General features: G+C 74.6%; 14 protein-coding genes. 8 read left to right on the forward strand and 6 right to left on the reverse strand.

Annotated features, from left to right (window positions below):
* Positions 1-185: 185 nt before the first annotated feature.
* Entirely contained in the window at positions 186-683 is a 498-nt protein-coding gene (locus ACWGKU_RS08485) for a GNAT family N-acetyltransferase (protein ID WP_401055489.1), read from the reverse strand.
* Positions 680-2,026: a DUF6271 family protein gene (locus tag ACWGKU_RS08490; protein WP_401055487.1), complete on the reverse strand. Its 1,347-nt coding sequence runs from the start codon at positions 2,024-2,026 to the stop codon at positions 680-682. The genes ACWGKU_RS08485 and ACWGKU_RS08490 overlap by 4 nt, the downstream gene beginning before the upstream one ends.
* A gap of 358 nt (positions 2,027-2,384) precedes the next feature.
* Between ACWGKU_RS08490 and ACWGKU_RS08495 the strand changes: the two genes are divergently transcribed.
* The 3 genes from ACWGKU_RS08495 (at position 2,385) to ACWGKU_RS08505 (ending at position 5,518) form a co-directional block, all read left to right on the forward strand.
* Entirely contained in the window at positions 2,385-3,578 is a 1,194-nt protein-coding gene (locus tag ACWGKU_RS08495; protein ID WP_452178110.1) for a peptidoglycan-binding protein, read from the forward strand.
* Between the two features lie 159 nt (positions 3,579-3,737).
* Positions 3,738-4,439 (forward strand): DUF2269 domain-containing protein, encoded by a 702-nt coding sequence (locus ACWGKU_RS08500; protein ID WP_452178111.1) that lies wholly within the window; start codon positions 3,738-3,740, stop codon positions 4,437-4,439.
* A 71-nt stretch (positions 4,440-4,510) separates the two neighbouring features.
* Positions 4,511-5,518: an LLM class flavin-dependent oxidoreductase gene (locus ACWGKU_RS08505; RefSeq protein WP_359898257.1), complete on the forward strand. Its 1,008-nt coding sequence runs from the start codon at positions 4,511-4,513 to the stop codon at positions 5,516-5,518.
* Between the two features lie 116 nt (positions 5,519-5,634).
* On the opposite strand, the gene ACWGKU_RS08510 is transcribed toward ACWGKU_RS08505, so the two are convergent.
* Positions 5,635-7,182 (reverse strand): APC family permease, encoded by a 1,548-nt coding sequence (locus ACWGKU_RS08510; RefSeq protein WP_452178112.1) that lies wholly within the window; start codon positions 7,180-7,182, stop codon positions 5,635-5,637.
* A 163-nt stretch (positions 7,183-7,345) separates the two neighbouring features.
* On the reverse strand, positions 7,346-8,992 hold the full coding sequence (locus ACWGKU_RS08515; protein WP_452178113.1) for an amidohydrolase: 1,647 nt from the start codon (positions 8,990-8,992) through the stop codon (positions 7,346-7,348).
* Positions 8,993-9,197: 205 nt separating this feature from the next.
* Here ACWGKU_RS08515 and ACWGKU_RS08520 point away from each other — a divergent pair, with 205 nt between their 5' ends.
* The 5 genes from ACWGKU_RS08520 (at position 9,198) to ACWGKU_RS08540 (ending at position 12,900) form a co-directional block, all read left to right on the forward strand.
* Positions 9,198-9,806 carry a TetR/AcrR family transcriptional regulator C-terminal domain-containing protein gene (locus ACWGKU_RS08520; protein ID WP_452178114.1) on the forward strand — a complete coding sequence of 203 codons (609 nt, stop codon included), beginning with the start codon at positions 9,198-9,200 and terminating at the stop codon, positions 9,804-9,806.
* Positions 9,807-10,442: 636 nt separating this feature from the next.
* Entirely contained in the window at positions 10,443-10,826 is a 384-nt protein-coding gene (locus ACWGKU_RS08525; RefSeq protein WP_380545757.1) for a hypothetical protein, read from the forward strand.
* A 4-nt stretch (positions 10,827-10,830) separates the two neighbouring features.
* Complete coding sequence (locus ACWGKU_RS08530; protein WP_452178115.1) at positions 10,831-11,967, forward strand: hypothetical protein; 1,137 nt, start codon at positions 10,831-10,833, stop codon at positions 11,965-11,967.
* 82 nt (positions 11,968-12,049) lie between these two features.
* Positions 12,050-12,445, forward strand: coding sequence for a roadblock/LC7 domain-containing protein (locus tag ACWGKU_RS08535; RefSeq protein WP_359898245.1), 396 nt, complete (start codon positions 12,050-12,052; stop codon positions 12,443-12,445).
* An 80-nt stretch (positions 12,446-12,525) separates the two neighbouring features.
* Positions 12,526-12,900 (forward strand): hypothetical protein, encoded by a 375-nt coding sequence (locus tag ACWGKU_RS08540; protein ID WP_359898244.1) that lies wholly within the window; start codon positions 12,526-12,528, stop codon positions 12,898-12,900.
* Positions 12,901-13,047: 147 nt separating this feature from the next.
* Here ACWGKU_RS08540 and ACWGKU_RS08545 read toward each other — a convergent pair whose 3' ends face one another.
* Together ACWGKU_RS08545 and ACWGKU_RS08550 are read right to left on the reverse strand one after the other, a co-directional pair.
* Positions 13,048-14,199 (reverse strand): NUDIX domain-containing protein, encoded by a 1,152-nt coding sequence (locus tag ACWGKU_RS08545; protein ID WP_452178116.1) that lies wholly within the window; start codon positions 14,197-14,199, stop codon positions 13,048-13,050.
* Positions 14,196-14,555 carry a DUF6210 family protein gene (locus tag ACWGKU_RS08550; RefSeq protein ID WP_452178129.1) on the reverse strand — a complete coding sequence of 120 codons (360 nt, stop codon included), beginning with the start codon at positions 14,553-14,555 and terminating at the stop codon, positions 14,196-14,198. The genes ACWGKU_RS08545 and ACWGKU_RS08550 overlap by 4 nt, the downstream gene beginning before the upstream one ends.
* Positions 14,556-14,576: the final 21 nt, after the last annotated feature.

Here is a 14,576-nt window from a genome sequence, read left to right on the forward strand (position 1 = left end):
GCGGGGCGTTTAACTCGCGTCCGCCGGCGGCTTTCAGGGGCTCCTCCTCGTAGTACCGGGGGGGTCGGGGGGTCGTGCGGCGGGGGGGGGGGGGCCCCCCCCGCCACCAGCTTCACCCGATGGGGTGATCTTCGCCGGTCGAACTAGGCCGAACGAGTGATCATCCGTCCGCGTATCCGCGCAGGTCAGCGCACCGGCATCGACATGTACACCGCCCGTCGCCCGTAGCAGGCGGGCACCGGCACCTCCCGGTGCGCCCGGTAGCCGAGCAGCCGCAGCAGGATGTCCGCCCCGCGCACCGCGACCATCGAGATCCGCTCGTAGCCCTGCCCGCTCGCGTGCTCCCGGAAGTGCCGGATGAAGCCCAGCGCGACGTCCCGTCCGCGCAGGTCCTCGGCGATCACCAGGTCGTGCACGTGCAGGTTGGTCGAGCGGAAGGCCTGCTCCTCCGGGCGGCTGAGGTCCGGGCAGCGCAGCGGCGGGTAGGGCAGGCTCAGCAGGTAGCCGCGCACCACGCCGTGCTGCTCCAGCACGAAGCAGGTGCCGGGCGAGCTGCGGGCGCGCGACTGGAGCGCCTCCCGGCCCTCGGACAGGTCGTCGGCCGCGTAGGCGTCGTGCTCCAGCGCGACCACGGCGTCCCAGTCGTCGTCGGCCAGCTGCCGGATCCGGAGGTCCTCGCTCACCGAGCCGGCGCCTCCGTGCCGGCGTCCGTGCCGTCCGTGCCGGTGTCGAGTCCCTCCGCGCGGGCGGCGGCCACCATCGGCGCCCAGGCCTCCACCAGCACCGCCCACCGCTCGGCGTCCTGCCGGGCCTCGTCCAGGAGCTGCTGCCGCTGCCCGGCCACCACGTCCGCGAGCTCGGCGTACTTGCCGCCCAGCTTGCGGTAGGAGCGGTCCAGGACGTCCAGGCAGTGCACGTTCCCGGCCGGGTCCCAGTCGACGCTGCCCCGCACCAGGTCGAGGATCGGCTCGACCTTCAGTCCGTGCCGCTCGTCCAGCAGCCCGCGGCCGAGGTCGATCATCCCGCCGTAGACCGGGTACAGGTACAGCATCGAGAGCAGGAACTTGACGAACCGCATCTGGTAGGAGACGAAGCCGGTGCCGGTGCGGCGCTCGGGCGTGTAGTAGTTGACGATGTGGCGGTTGTGGACGACGCCGGGCAGCCGGGAGTGGACCATGGCGTGCAGCAGGGCGTAGTCGCTGCCGATGGTCTCGATCGAGGGCAGCAGCGGCAGCACCTCGTAGGCCCGGTGGTCCAGGGCGATGTTGCACATGTAGACGTCCCAGATGTCGGGCACGCCGAGGACGGATTCGTCGGTGCTGAACGGCTCGGAGCCGGCGCCCTTGAAGGAGACGTCCACCATCGCGTCCCTCTCCTCCTCCGACCACACCGGTGGGGTCCACAGGCGCACCACGTCGCGGTAGACGGCCGGGTCCATCTCGTGGATCTCGCTGATGTCCACGTTGAGTTCGCCGATGAAGGAGCCGCTGACCAGCATCACCGGCTTGTCCGCGTCGGCCGGGTCGAGCTCGGAGCGGGACACGCCGGCCACCGCCTCGCCGGCCGGGCGGCCGATCGAGAGCAGCTCGTGGTGGATCGGGAAGACCTTCCGGCCGTCGACGACCTGGAAGTCGGCGTCGTCGTTGCGCAGGTGCGCCGAGGTGCAGCCCAGGGCGGCCGCGCCGAGGAAGAGCCGGTTGACGCAGGAACCGTACGCGACGGCCCGCGGGAGCATCAGGTCGAGCAGCAGTTCGGGGTCGGCGGCGCCGGAGCGCTCGGACACCCGGCGCAGGAACTCCCGCTGCCCCGCCTCGCCCAGGTGGTGGACGGCCACGCCGGGGGTCGGCTCCAGCGCGGCCACGGCGCCCGCGTTCTCCGCGAACCCGACGGCGTCGGTGGTGTCGAGGACGAGGAGGTGCACCTCGACCCCGAAGGTCGCGACGGCGTAGGCCGCCTCCTCGGCGAGTTCCGCGATGGTGTCGGGGCAGGGCCGCATGGTGGGCAGGGCGAGACAGACTCTTTGCATGGTGCGGATTTCTCCATCGGATCGTCAGATTCGGTTCCACGGAGGCCAGTTGGGCGCACAGGGAGGACCCGGGCGCGGGCTGGTGCCGGTCCGCCGGACTACCGTGGACTAGACCACTTTTGATGTCAACGATTGACAGCGGCGCCCCGACGGGGTGCAATACGCCCCCTCCCGCGCGATCCACCGCCCCCGCACGGGCGCCGGAATCGCACGCGGGGGCGAACGCCCCCTGCAGAGTCGAACGTCCGGGCGGGTGCGGGGGGTTCATCGCCGGGCATTTGCGCCGTCGGGGTCAATCCGCGAGCCGTACCTGCCGATACCGGAAGTGATGCCCTTACGCCGTTCGGAGGAGCCCGCAATGCCCGAACCGTGGCTGCCCGGTGCCGAGATCCACGACCTCGGCGACCACGCGCCGACCGATCAGCAGTACCCGCCGAAGGCCATCGCCCACATCACCTGGGACCGCAACGCGACCGCCGCCGCACCGCAGGACTGGTGCCCCTACGAGGACCTGGTCGGCTACTTCACCGGCAGCGGCGCCGGCAGCGCGCCGCACCTGGTCTGGGACCCGTTCAGCGGCCGCACGGCGCAGCTGTTCCCGGCCGACTCCCGCTCGAAGAGCCTGCTCAGCCCCGCCGAGAGCCCGACCCGCACCAACCGGGCCGGGCGGGTGGTGATCCAGATCGAGGCGGTCTTCTTCCCCTACTGCCGCTACCAGGGCGGCGTCTACCCGCGGCTGGTCGACACCCCGTGCGCGGGCTGGGACCGCATCCACGCCTGGATCACCTCCTGGGGCGTGCCCGACATCTGGCCGATGGGCCGGCCCACCGACTTCTCCGGCCACCGCGACGAGCGGACCTGGGAGGCCTTCGGCGGCTGGTACGCGCACGCCCACGTGCCCTACAACGACCACACCGACCCGGGCTCCTGGCCCGACTTCACGGCCGGGCCCGGCTCCCCGGACATCCCGCCCTCCCAGCAGCACCCGGTGCCCCCCGCCGCGCCCGCCCGCTACCAGGTCAGCATCAACGGCCTGGCGTACGGCTACGGGGCCCAGGGCTACCAGGTGACGGCCGTCGGGCGGGCGCTGGTCGCGCACGGCTTCGGCGACCACTACCGCTCCGGCCCCGGCCCGAACTGGACGGACGCGGACACCGAGAACTACGCGGACTACCAGGGGAGTCTGGGCTACTCCGGGCAGGCGGCGGACGGCGTCCCGGGCGCGGGCTCGCTGCGCCGGCTGCTCGGCTACCTGCCCGGGCAGCGGACGGTCTCGGTGGCCCACGTGATCGAGGCGGCCCGGACCGACCCGGGGGCCGAGCAGGGGCACCTGACCTACCCGGCCGAGGCGGCCATCGTGGAGCAGGCGCTCGTGGACGAGGGACTGCTCGACCAGCGCTGGGTGGACGGCTCGTTCGGCAGCCGGACGGTCTCCGCGTACGCGGCCTGGCAGCGGAGCTGCGGGTACGAGGCGGGGGCGGCGGACGGGATCCCCGGCCCGGCCTCGCTGCAGCGGCTGGGCGCGGCGCAGGGGTTCGCGGTGACCGACTGAGGGGCGGTGCTGCTCCCGGGGGAGGCGTGGCCGGTGCTGCGCCGAGGCTGTGTACTCGCTCGGGAGTAGGCGAGGTTACTTCCACCGTCAGATGCCGGATGAGGCAGGGGCGGGAGAGCCTGGGGCCGTCCTGGTGACCCCGACTCGAAGGAGGTACCCGTGCGCTCGCCCACCGGCGCCGTCGCGGCGTCCGAACCGACGCCACGGCGGGTGGCGACACCCGTGTCCGGGGGCCGCCGCCTGCCGCCGGCGGTGCGCAAACCGCTGGTCGTCCTGCACGTCGTCGCCTCGGTGAGCTGGCTGGCCTTGATGCTCTGCCTGCTCACCCTGGCGGTGACGGCCCTGACGACCGGGGACGCCGACCGGCTGCGCACCGCCTACCGGGCGATGGGCCTGCTCGGTGACGCGCTGATCCTGCCGCTGAGCCTGCTCACCTTCCTGAGCGGGGTGGCGCTCGGGCTCGGCACGTCCTGGGGGCTGTTCCGGTACTACTGGGTGAGTACCAAGTTCTGGCTGACACTCGGGGCGATGACGGCCTCCGTCCTCGCCCTCACCGACCGGCTGCACGACGCGGTGCGGGTGGTGGACGCGCATCCGATCGGTCCGATCACGGTGGCGGACCTCGGCTTCGTCCGCTACAACACGGTGATCGTTCCGGCGGTGGCGCTGACGCTCTACCTGTTCAACGTGATCCTGTCGGTGTACAAGCCCTGGGGCCGCCGCAAGGCCCACGCCAAAGTCACCGCCCCGGCCCAGGTCACAGCCCCGGCACCGGCCCCGGTCAGGGCCCCGGTCAGGGCCGAGGCTGCGGCCGAGGCCACGGACACCCGTCCGGGCCGAATACCCGGAGCGGGCGACTGACCGACGGGCCGTCGGCCGCGGCCCGGTCGCTCGGGGAATGCCCGTGCGGGGCGCAGGCGTTGTCCAACGACGTGACCACCGCCGCGCCCACGACCAGGCTCTCCGTGCTCGACCGCTCCCGGACCCGACAGGGCGAGGAACCGGCCCAGGCACTGCGGAGCACGGTGGCCTTCGCCCGTGAGGTGGAGCGGCTCGGCTACCACCGGTTCTGGGTCTCCGAGCATCACGGCGTGCCGGGGGTGGCCGGGTCGGCGCCCACCGTGCTCGCTGCGGCGGTGGCGGCCGCCACCACGCGCATCAGGGTCGGTACCGGCGGGGTGATGCTGCCCAACCACCAGCCGCTGGTGGTGGCCGAGCAGTTCGGGGTGCTGGCCGCACTGTTCCCGGGGCGGATCGACATGGGGCTCGGGCGCTCGGTGGGCTTCACCGACGGTGTCCGGCGGGCGCTGGGGCGGGAGAAGGACGCCGCGGACGCGTTCGGTGCCCAGCTGGCCGAACTGCTCGGCTACTTCGACGGCTCGCAGCCGGCGAACCGCGGGGTCCACGCCCGGCCGGCCGAAGGCCTGCACGTCCCGGCCTTCGTCCTGGCCACCGGCACGGGCGCCGACCTGGCCGCCGACGCGGGACTGCCGCTGGTGATCGCCGCCCCGCGCGGAGTGGACCGGATGCTGGAGGCGATCGACCGCTACCGCGCCCGCTTCCGTCCTTCCGCGCAGGCCGCCGAGCCGTACGTGGTGGTCTCGGGGACGGTGGCCGTCGCCGACACGGCCGAGCGGGCGTGCGAGCTGCTCGTCCCGGAGGCCTGGTCCGGCGCGTACTCCCGCACCCACGGCGAGTTCCCGCCGCTGACCTCCGCCGCCGAGATCCGGGCCCGGGCGATGACCGCCCGGGAGCGGGCCGCGTTCGAGCAGTCGCTCAAGGGCCACATCGCGGGCACCCCGGAGCAGGCCGCCGCCGAGCTGGCGAAGCTGGTCGAGTGCAGCGGGGCGGACGAGTTCCTGGTCACCACCAGCACCTACGACCGCACCGCGCTGCTCGACTCCTACCGGCTCCTCGCCGAGGCCGTCGGCCAGATCTGACCAGGCGACGGCCGGGGCGGAGCCGGTTCGCCACCCGGTCGTCACCGGGCCCCGCCGCCCGCCGCCCGTCGCCCGCCCGCCCGCCGCCCGGCCGCCCCCGGCCCGTCGCCCGCGGCTCAGCCCGCGTCGACCTCGGTCGTCCCGAGCCGCGCGTACACCTCCGGCCGCCGGGCCCGCAGCCGCAGGGCGATCCCGACGCCGATCAGGAAGACCACCGGCACGATCGCGACCAGCGGCCAGTTGACCTCCGGGCCGGCGCCGGTGAAGAGGTCGAGCCGCCACACCACCAGCGCCGTGGCCCCGCACAGCAGCACGGTGGCGGCGAGCGGTGCCACGACCGTACGGAACGCCCCGGCGCTCGCGGCGGCCGCCCGGTTGCGGCGGAAGAAGGCGAACACGGCGAGGCCGGCCAGCGCCTGGAGCACCAGGATGCCCACCACCCCGGGGGAGTTCACCCAGAGGAAGAACTGGTTGTACGGATCCGCCCCGATCAGCGCCGCCACCCCGACGGCCACCGCCGCCAGCACCGACTGCGCGATGCCGCCGATCCACGGCGAACCGTGGCGCGGGTGGATCCGGCCGAGGGCGGCCGGGGCGGCCCGCTCGTTGGCCAGCGCGTAGCCGTACCGGGTGATGGTGTTGTGGAAGGCGAGCAGTGCCGCGAGCAGGCTGGTGACGATCAGCACCCGCTGCACCTCCGTCGCCCAGCCGCCGACGTAGTCGGTCATCGCGGTGAAGAACATCCCGGCCGGGTCGGCGGTGGCGGCGGCGACGGCCTCCGTGTCGCCGAAGGCCTGCACGATCATCCAGGTGACGAAGGTGTAGAAGAGGCCGAGGAAGGCGATCGCGGCATAGGTCGCTCGCGGCACGGTCCGGTGCGGCCGCCGGGCCTCCTCACGGTAGATCGCGGTGGCCTCGAAGCCGATGAACGCGGCGAAGGAGAGTCCGAGCACGCCGCCCATCCCCCCGGAGAACACGTGCTCGGGGGCGAACGAGGACAGGCTCAGCCCGTGCGCCCCGCCCTTGACCAGCACCGCCACCGCGAGCACCAGCAGGATGCCGGTCTCGGCGATCAGCAGTGCCCCGAGCACCTTGGCCCCGAGGTCTATCGAGCGGAAGCCGAGGAACCAGACCACCGCGACCCCGAACAGCGCCCAGACCGGCCAGGGCAGGTCCAGCCCGAGCAGGTCGGCGGCGGTGGTGCGGGCGAAGAACCCGAAGGCGCCGAACATCCCGATCTGGATGGCGTTGTACGAGAGCACCGCGAGCAGCGCCGCACCCAGCCCGGCCGCCCGGCCGAGGCCGCGGGTGACGTACGCGTAGAAGGCGCCGGCGTTGCGGATGTGCGCGGTCATGGCGGTGAACCCGACCGCGAAGAGCGCCAGCACCACGCCGGTGGCCAGGTAGGCGACCGGCGTGCCGATGCCGCCGAAGGAGATCGCGAACGGTGCCACGCCGGCCATGACGGTCAGCGGCGCGGCGGCGGCCACGACGAAGAAGACGATGTCGCCGGTACCGAGCACCCCGCGTCCCAGGCCGCCGGAGCCGCCGGGGGAGCCCAGGGAGCCGGGGGAGGCGGACGTGGAGGTGGCGGAGCCGGAAGCGGAGCCGGAGCTGGGGGGACGGAGCGCGGAGGAGGAGGCCGCGTCGGAGGGCGGGTTCATGGGGGAAGCTCTCCTGAGGTCGGGCGAACGAGGAAGCGACGGTCGGCGGCGGACACGCGCCGGCCGCCGACCGGGGAACGAGGCACGGCCGCCGTGGGGGACGGCCGGAACCGGTCGGGAAGTCCGTCGGGGCGGCTGGGGTTTGCCGGGGGAGCGGGGCGCCTCAGCGGGTCGAGCGGTCGGCGCCACCGGGCGGGCCGCCGTGGGTGCGCCGCCCGCCGAGCCAGGTGCCCGCCACCCCGATCGAGGCCAGCTCACCGGCCGGCACCGCGTAGGGATCGGTGGCCAGGTGCACCAGGTCGGCCCGCATGCCCGGCCGCAGCACGCCCCACTCGGCCTCCTCGAAGGCCTGGTGCGCCACGCCCGCCGAGTACGCCGCCAGCGCCTCGGTGAGTCCGATCCGCTCCTCGGGCAGCCAGCCGCCGTCCGGCAGGCCGTCCGGGGTCTGCCGGGTGACGGCGGTGGCCAGCCCGGCCAGCGGCTCGTAGCGGGTGACCGGCCAGTCGCTGCCGAAGGACACCCGGGCGCCGCCGCGCAGCAGGGCGGCGATCCGGTACTGCCGGGAGCCGCGCTCCGGGCCGATGCGGGGCAGGGTGAGCTCGGTCATCAGCGGGTCGGTCTGTGCCCAGAGCGGCTCGAAGTTGGCGATCACGCCGAGCTCGGCGAAGCGCGGCAGGTCGTCGGGGTGGACCAGCTGCACGTGGGCGATCACCGGACGGCGGGCGCGCGGCCCGTTGCGGCGGGCGGCGGCCTCGACGGCGTCCAGCGCGATCCGTACGCCGAGGTCGCCGATCGCGTGGATGTGCGGCTGGAAGCCCAGCGCGTCCACGGCGGTGACGGCCTCCGCCAGTTCGGCGCCGGTCCAGTTGGCGACGCCGTGGGAGTGCGGGCAGTCGCTGTACGGCTCCAGCAGCGCGGCCGTCCCGGACTCGATGACGCCGTCGGCGAAGAACTTGACCGCCCGCGCGGTGAGCCGCCCGTGCCCGGCGGCCTCGACCCGGTCGCGGTCGGTGGCCAGCCGGGGGAGCCGCTCGCGCCAGCCGTCCGGTTCGAGCAGCAGGGCGAGCCCGGCCCGGACCGGCAGGCCCTCCTCGGCGACGGCCGCCAGCCAGGTGTCCACCTGCGCGGGCTCGACCCAGGCGTCCTGGAGCCAGGTGATCCCGGCGGCCGCGAGCGCGGCGGTGCTCTCCCGCAGTGCGGCGACCTGCTCGGCCAACGGCGGCGGCGGGACGAGCGCGAGGACGGGGTTGAGCGCACCGAACTCGCGCAGGGTGCCCAGCGGGCTGCCGTCCGGCCGGCGGACGATCTCGCCGCCGACCGGCTCGGGGGTGTCCGGCCCGTACCCGGCCCGGCGCAGCGCCTCGCTGTTGGCCCAGCCGGTGTGGTGGTCCATGGTGCGCAGCAGCACCGGGCGGTCGGGGACGGCGGCGTCGAGCAGTCGGGCGTCGAACAGTCCGCCCTCGGCCAGCCACGGGTCGACGGCGTCGCCGGTGATCCACTCGGCCTCGGGGTGGCGCCGCGCCCAGTCGCGGACGGCCGCCACGACCTGCTCCAGGCTGGTGCAGTCGCGGACCGGCGCGCCGCGCAGGCCGATGCCGCCGAGCAGCGGGTGGACGTGTCCGTCGCCGAAGGAGGGCAGCAGGGCGCCGCCGTCGAGGTCGACGGTCTCGGTGCCTTCGTCGCGCAGGGCGAGGGCGGCGTCGCCGAGGGCGGCGATCCGCCCCGCGCCGACGGCGAGGGCGTGGGTGCGGGGGAGGGCGGGGTCTCCGGTGTGGATCCGGCCGCCGGTGAAGATCGTTTCGGCACGCATGCGGGGGTGTGCGTCCTCTCCGGGGCAGGGCGGGCCGACGGGTGCGCGGCCTGCCCAACCGAATGGGGTTCGGTTACCGTAGGCGCGGCACCGGCGGGTGCGGAAGAGTTTTACTGAAAGCCGTTCAGTAACGCTTGGATAACGACGATCTTGGTCTGCCGGTGCCGACGGGCCGCTCGGCGACCCCGAAGGTGAGGAGCCGGGCATGCCCAGGCCGCGCACACCCCTGCTGGACCGGCAGCGCATCGTGGACACCGCGCTGCGGCTGGTCGACGAGGCGGGGGACCTCACCATCCCCGCGCTGGCCGGTGCGCTCAAGGTCAGCCCCTCCGCGCTCTACCACCACGTCACGGGCCGGGCCGAGATCGTCGCCCTGATGCGCGCCGAGCTGGTGCGCACGATCGGCGAGCAGTCGATGTGGGACCAGTCCTGGGACGCCGCGCTGCGCACCTGGGCGCACGCCTACCGGGACGCCTTCGCCGAACACCCCGGCATCGTCCGGCTGCTCGCCACCGCGCCGCTGGCCGAATCGTTCATGCACGAGCTGTACGAGCGGGCCGTCGCCACCCTGGAGGACGCGGGCTTCGCCGCACGGGACGTGATGGGACTGATCACCGCCCTGGAGAGCTTCGTCCTGGGCTCGGCGCTGGACCTGGTCGCCCCGGACGTCATGGTCGACGCCGTCGACCGGGCCGCCACCCCGCGGCTGGCCGACGCCCTGGACGCCGTCCCCGCCGGGCGCGAGCGCGCCGACCGGGCCTTCGGACTCGGGCTCACCGCCCTGATCGAGGGCTACCGGGTGCTGCTGGGCTGACCCGGGGCCCCGGTCCGGCCCCGGCGCGCAGCCCCGGTCGGGCTCCGGTGCGCCCCTCGGCCCGGCCTCGCCCCGTTCGCCCCGGGGTCGCTGCCGTTCGCCCGGCCACGATTTCTGACCGGGCGTGATGTCCTGCTAGTGTTCATCCCGTCGAGAGGAAGTGATCTTCCGGGAAACGGAATCTCGAACAGGCGTCAGCGGTGCTACCAGAGCACGCCCTACTTTCAGTAGGGAGAGTCCGTGCGATCCGGGCCTGGCGCTCCCATTGAAGGGGCTCGTTCCGTCCAGCGGAACGGGCCCCTTCGTCGTGTTCGCCTTCCGTGCCCGCGCCCTCTTATCGTACTTTCGGGCTCGAAACCCTCCCTTGGGGCTCGATACCGGCCAAGGTGCCGTGCCAGGTGGCCGGTGAACGGTACTCCAACCTCCCTGGCCGACCGGTGGGGGCGGGGGTCGCATCCGGTCTGATGTTCCGTCAGTTCTTGGCTGGAACTGGCTGTTACTGATGTGAATATGCCATTGGAATGTTCGTCATATGGAATCCGGCAGTAGCCTTCCGTGTCGAACTAGCCACTGCTGGTGGTGAACCGGTCGGTGCCGCGCTGCGGCCGACCGCCCAGACCCCGCGAAGGAGCCGGTGTGCCCGGTATCGACGAATGCCTCTCCGGAGCGATGGCGATCCCCGGGGCCCGTGCCGCGAGCCTGGTCGACTGGAGCAGCGGGCTCGCCCTCGGCAGCCTCGGGGACAGCCCGACCGGAGAGCACGAGACCTCCGCCGCCGAGGCAACCGACCTGGTGCGGGCGGCCGTTGAGAGCCAGACCTTCACCGTGACGGAGGACCGGCGGGCCCCGTTGGAGGACATCATCGTCACCGCCGGCCGCAGTTACCACCTGATCCGCTTCATCGACACCGTCTTCGACAACAGGCTCGTCCTGCACCTCTGGCTGGACCGCGCGGAGGGCAACCTCGCCGCCGCCCGCTTCCGCCTCCAGGCACTCGCCGAGGAGCTGGTGCTGGGGTGAGCGCGTGACCGCCGCGACCGGCACCGTGCCGCCGCCCCCGGCGGAGGTCGCCACCCCGAGGTCCCCGGGCGAGGCGCTCGCCCTGCTCGCCGACCGCCGCGCCACCGGCGCCCTGCGCGGGCCGCTCGGCAGCCTCCACCTGATCGACGGGCGGGTGGCCGCCGCCGAGTCCCTCCGGGCGCCCGGACTGGCCGACCTGCTCATCGGCTGCGGTCGGATCACCCCCGAGGACTGGGCGGAACTGCTCCGGGCTCACGGCCCGAGGTCGAGGGTCGGCGAGGCGCTGGTCGAACGGCGGCTGCTCACCCGGGGAGAGCTCGAACTCGGCCACCTGGGAACGCTGTTCGACGCCGCGTTCTTCGTGCTGGCCGACCCGGTCGGCGGCGTCTGGCGGTTCGAGGCCGACGCCCGGCACTGGCTCGGGCCGGTCGCGGAGGTCGACCCGGCCCGGATCCGCCGCGAGGTCGAACGCTGCCGGAAACTGCTCGACGGGATCTGGCCGTGGGCGCAGCTCGACACCGCGCCCGTCCGCCCGGCCGAGTGCGGCCGCCGGTCGTCCCACCGCTCGTGCGGCCGCCGGCGACGTGAGCTGTTGGACCACGCCGACGGTCGCAGGACCCCGGCGGACCTGGCCCGGCTGCTCGGCCGCTCCGGCTTCGGGGTGACGGCCGATGTCCGTCGACTGGCCGCCGCCGGACTGCTGGACGCCCCGCGCCCGTCCGCCGCGCCGCGCCCGCCCGCCGCGGCACCCGCAGCACCCGCAGCACCCGCGGCACCCGCGGCACCCGCGGCGCCGGAGGCCCCGGTGGAGGCCCCGGTGTCCGAGGCGCGGCAGACGACCGCTCCCCGGCCCGAAGTCCCCCCGCCGACCGCGAGCGGACCGGCCGGAGGGCTGCACCGCCGGGTCCCCGGCGCCAGCCTCCGGGGCGCCGACCTCCCCGGCGCCCCGGTCACGGCCGTTCCCGCCCCCGCCGCCGCTTCCATTCCCGCCTCCGCCCCCGAGGCGGCCCGCAGCGGGACCGACGCCCCCACCTGCCCCGAACGCCCACCCATCACGGCAGCGGCCCACCCGCTGGCCGTCCCCGATCCGGACGTCGCGCTGCTGACCCGGATCCGAGACCTTCTGGAGGCCCGACTTTGACCCACTCCCCGCCCGCGACCCCGTCGTTCCGGCCATGAGGCGGGCACTCAAGCAGCGTGTCGGAAGGAGACAACTGATCGCCTTGGAGACCGAGTTGCTCGCCGAACTGCGTGCCGTCAAACACCGCGTACCGCACCTCGCGGGTGGTCTGGTGGCCAGCGTGGACGGCCTGTTGGTCGCGCACGACACCCACGGCACCGAACCCTCGGGACTGGCCGCGATGACGGCGGCCTCGCTCTCGCTGGCCCAGCGGCTCGCCGACACCACCGGTCAGGGCGAGTTCCGCGAGTCGCTGGTGCGCGGCGAGAACGGCTACGTCGCCACGTACGCGGCCGGCGGCAGCTGCGTGCTGACCCTGCTGGCGCACCCCGACGTCAACGTCGGCCGGCTGCACCTGGAGGCCCGCCGCAGCGCCCAGCGCATCGCGGGGCTGCTCAACGACGCCCTCGTGCCCAAGGATCCGCGCGACACGGGCTGACCCGGGCCGACCCGGACCGACCACCGAACCATTGTCCCCATCCGTCACGAACCACCCATCACCGAACGGGAGTTACCCAGATGACCGACGCACCCGGCGCGCTCAAGCAGGCCATGACCAGCATCGAGGGCGCCATCGGCGCGGCCCTGGTGGACTACAACAGCGGCATGGCGCTGGCCACCCTCGACGGCCCCGGCGGCCTGGACCTCAACGTCGCCGCGGCCGGCAACACCGACGTGGTCCGCGCCAAGATGCGCACCATGGACATGCTCGGCCTCCAGGACGGGATCGAGGACATCCTGATCACCCTGAGCAGCCAGTACCACCTGATCCGCCCGCTGACCGGCCGTACCGGCAAGGGCCTGTTCCTCTACCTCGCGCTGGACAAGGCGCGTGCCAACCTCGCGATGGCCCGCCACCAGCTGGGCCGGATCGAGGCCGAGCTGGAGGTCTGACGCGCAGCCCCGGGACACCGCCCCGGGACGCCACCCCGGCGCGGCGCCCGGGCGCGCGGGTCGCGGGTGCGCGAGCCATGGCCGCGCGGGTCACGGGCGAGGCCCCGGCGGTGGTTCGGGCCACCGCCGGGCTCCGTCCGGCGGGGCTCACCCCCGGGGCAGGTCCGGCCCGGCGGCCTGCCCGCGCACCAGCTCGGCCGGCCCGCCCGACCGCTCCCGGGCGGCCAGCGCGGCGGCCGTCCGGTCCCAGGACGGGCCGGTCAGCAGCGCCCGTGCCTCGGCCGGATCGCAGAGCCGCCACTCCACCAGCTCCTCCTCCGGCAGCACGATGGAGCCGAGCATCCGCTCCGTCACCGTGCCGCCGTCGAACACGTACACCAGGACGGCGGTGTCCCGGCCGGTCGCCGGGTCCGCCGCCGGGTCGGCCGCCGCACCCGGCTGCCAGTCCAGCGCCAGCAGCGGCCCCGGCTCGGCCTCCCAGCCGAGCTCCTCGCGGACCTCCCGCCGGGCCGCCGCCCGGGGCATCTCCCGGTCCGCCTCGACCCCGCCGCCCGGCAGCGTCCAGTACGGGACCTGCCCGCGCGGCCCGTCCCACGGCCGCAGCCGCACCAGCAGGACCCGGCCGGCGGCATCGGTGAACAGCGCCCGCGCCTTGGCCCGGATGCGCGGCCGGGTGGCGTAGTAGGTCTCCCGGTCCATCGGCGGCTCCGGCCGCTCCTCGGTCTGCGGCGTCAGCCCCGGCGCCGCGGTCAGCCCGGTGTACGCGGGCACCGGCCCGTCGGCGGGTAGCAGCCGGAGCGTGTGCCCGACCGGCCGGCTGTCCTCCAGCTCCAGCGGCCCGTCGTCCCGCGGCGCCAGCAGGCAGGCCGTCACCCGGCGCGACAACCGGGGCGGCAGCGCGTGCCCGGCCTGCTCCGTCGTCAGCCAGGTCCAGCCGCCGACCTCCGCCGCGTCCGGCCGGAACGCCGCCGCCTGCGCCGCCGTCAGCGGCTCGGCCCAGTACAGGTACGCGACGATCGGCAGGTCGCCGTGGCGCAGCAGCGCCCAGTCCACGCAGGCCAGCGGTCCCAGCCGGGGCGTGAAGCCCAGCTCCTCCCGGATCTCCCGCAGGGCGGTCTCCCGGGGCGACCGGTCCGCCGGCTCCCACCCGCCGCCCGGGATCGCCACCGGGTGCTTCCGGTCGTACGGCAGCCGCACCACCAGCACCCGCCCGGCCCCGTCCGGGAACAGCACCCCCGCCGCCGCCAGGACTTCCCGACCGGCCGTGCCCGCGCTCTCCACCCCGACTCCCTCCGTCATGTTCTTCCGGACACGACAACCGGGCCCACCTCTACGGTTCCCACCGGGCGGCACTCCCGACCCCCCACGGTCGGGCGATCGGGAGGCCCGGCGCCGGCCGGTTCGGCCGCTCGCGGCGTTCGGTCCGAGTCGGCCCACGGCGGTACACCGGGGCCGTCCGGCGTGGTCACCGGCACCCGGGCCCCGTCGACGTCTCGAAGCCGGCTCCCGTCCGGACCCGGGCGGTGCGGCCCCTCCGGGTGTCCGCCGGACGCCCGGCAGGGGATGCTCCCGACGATTCCGCGCAGTGTCGCGCGCTCCTCCTCGGACCACGCGCGGTTCCACGTGCCCGCGCCGGTGAACTCCTCCTCGAACAGCCGTCGTTCCGGGCCGGCGCG

This window comes from Kitasatospora sp. NPDC054768 (assembly GCF_053612025.1).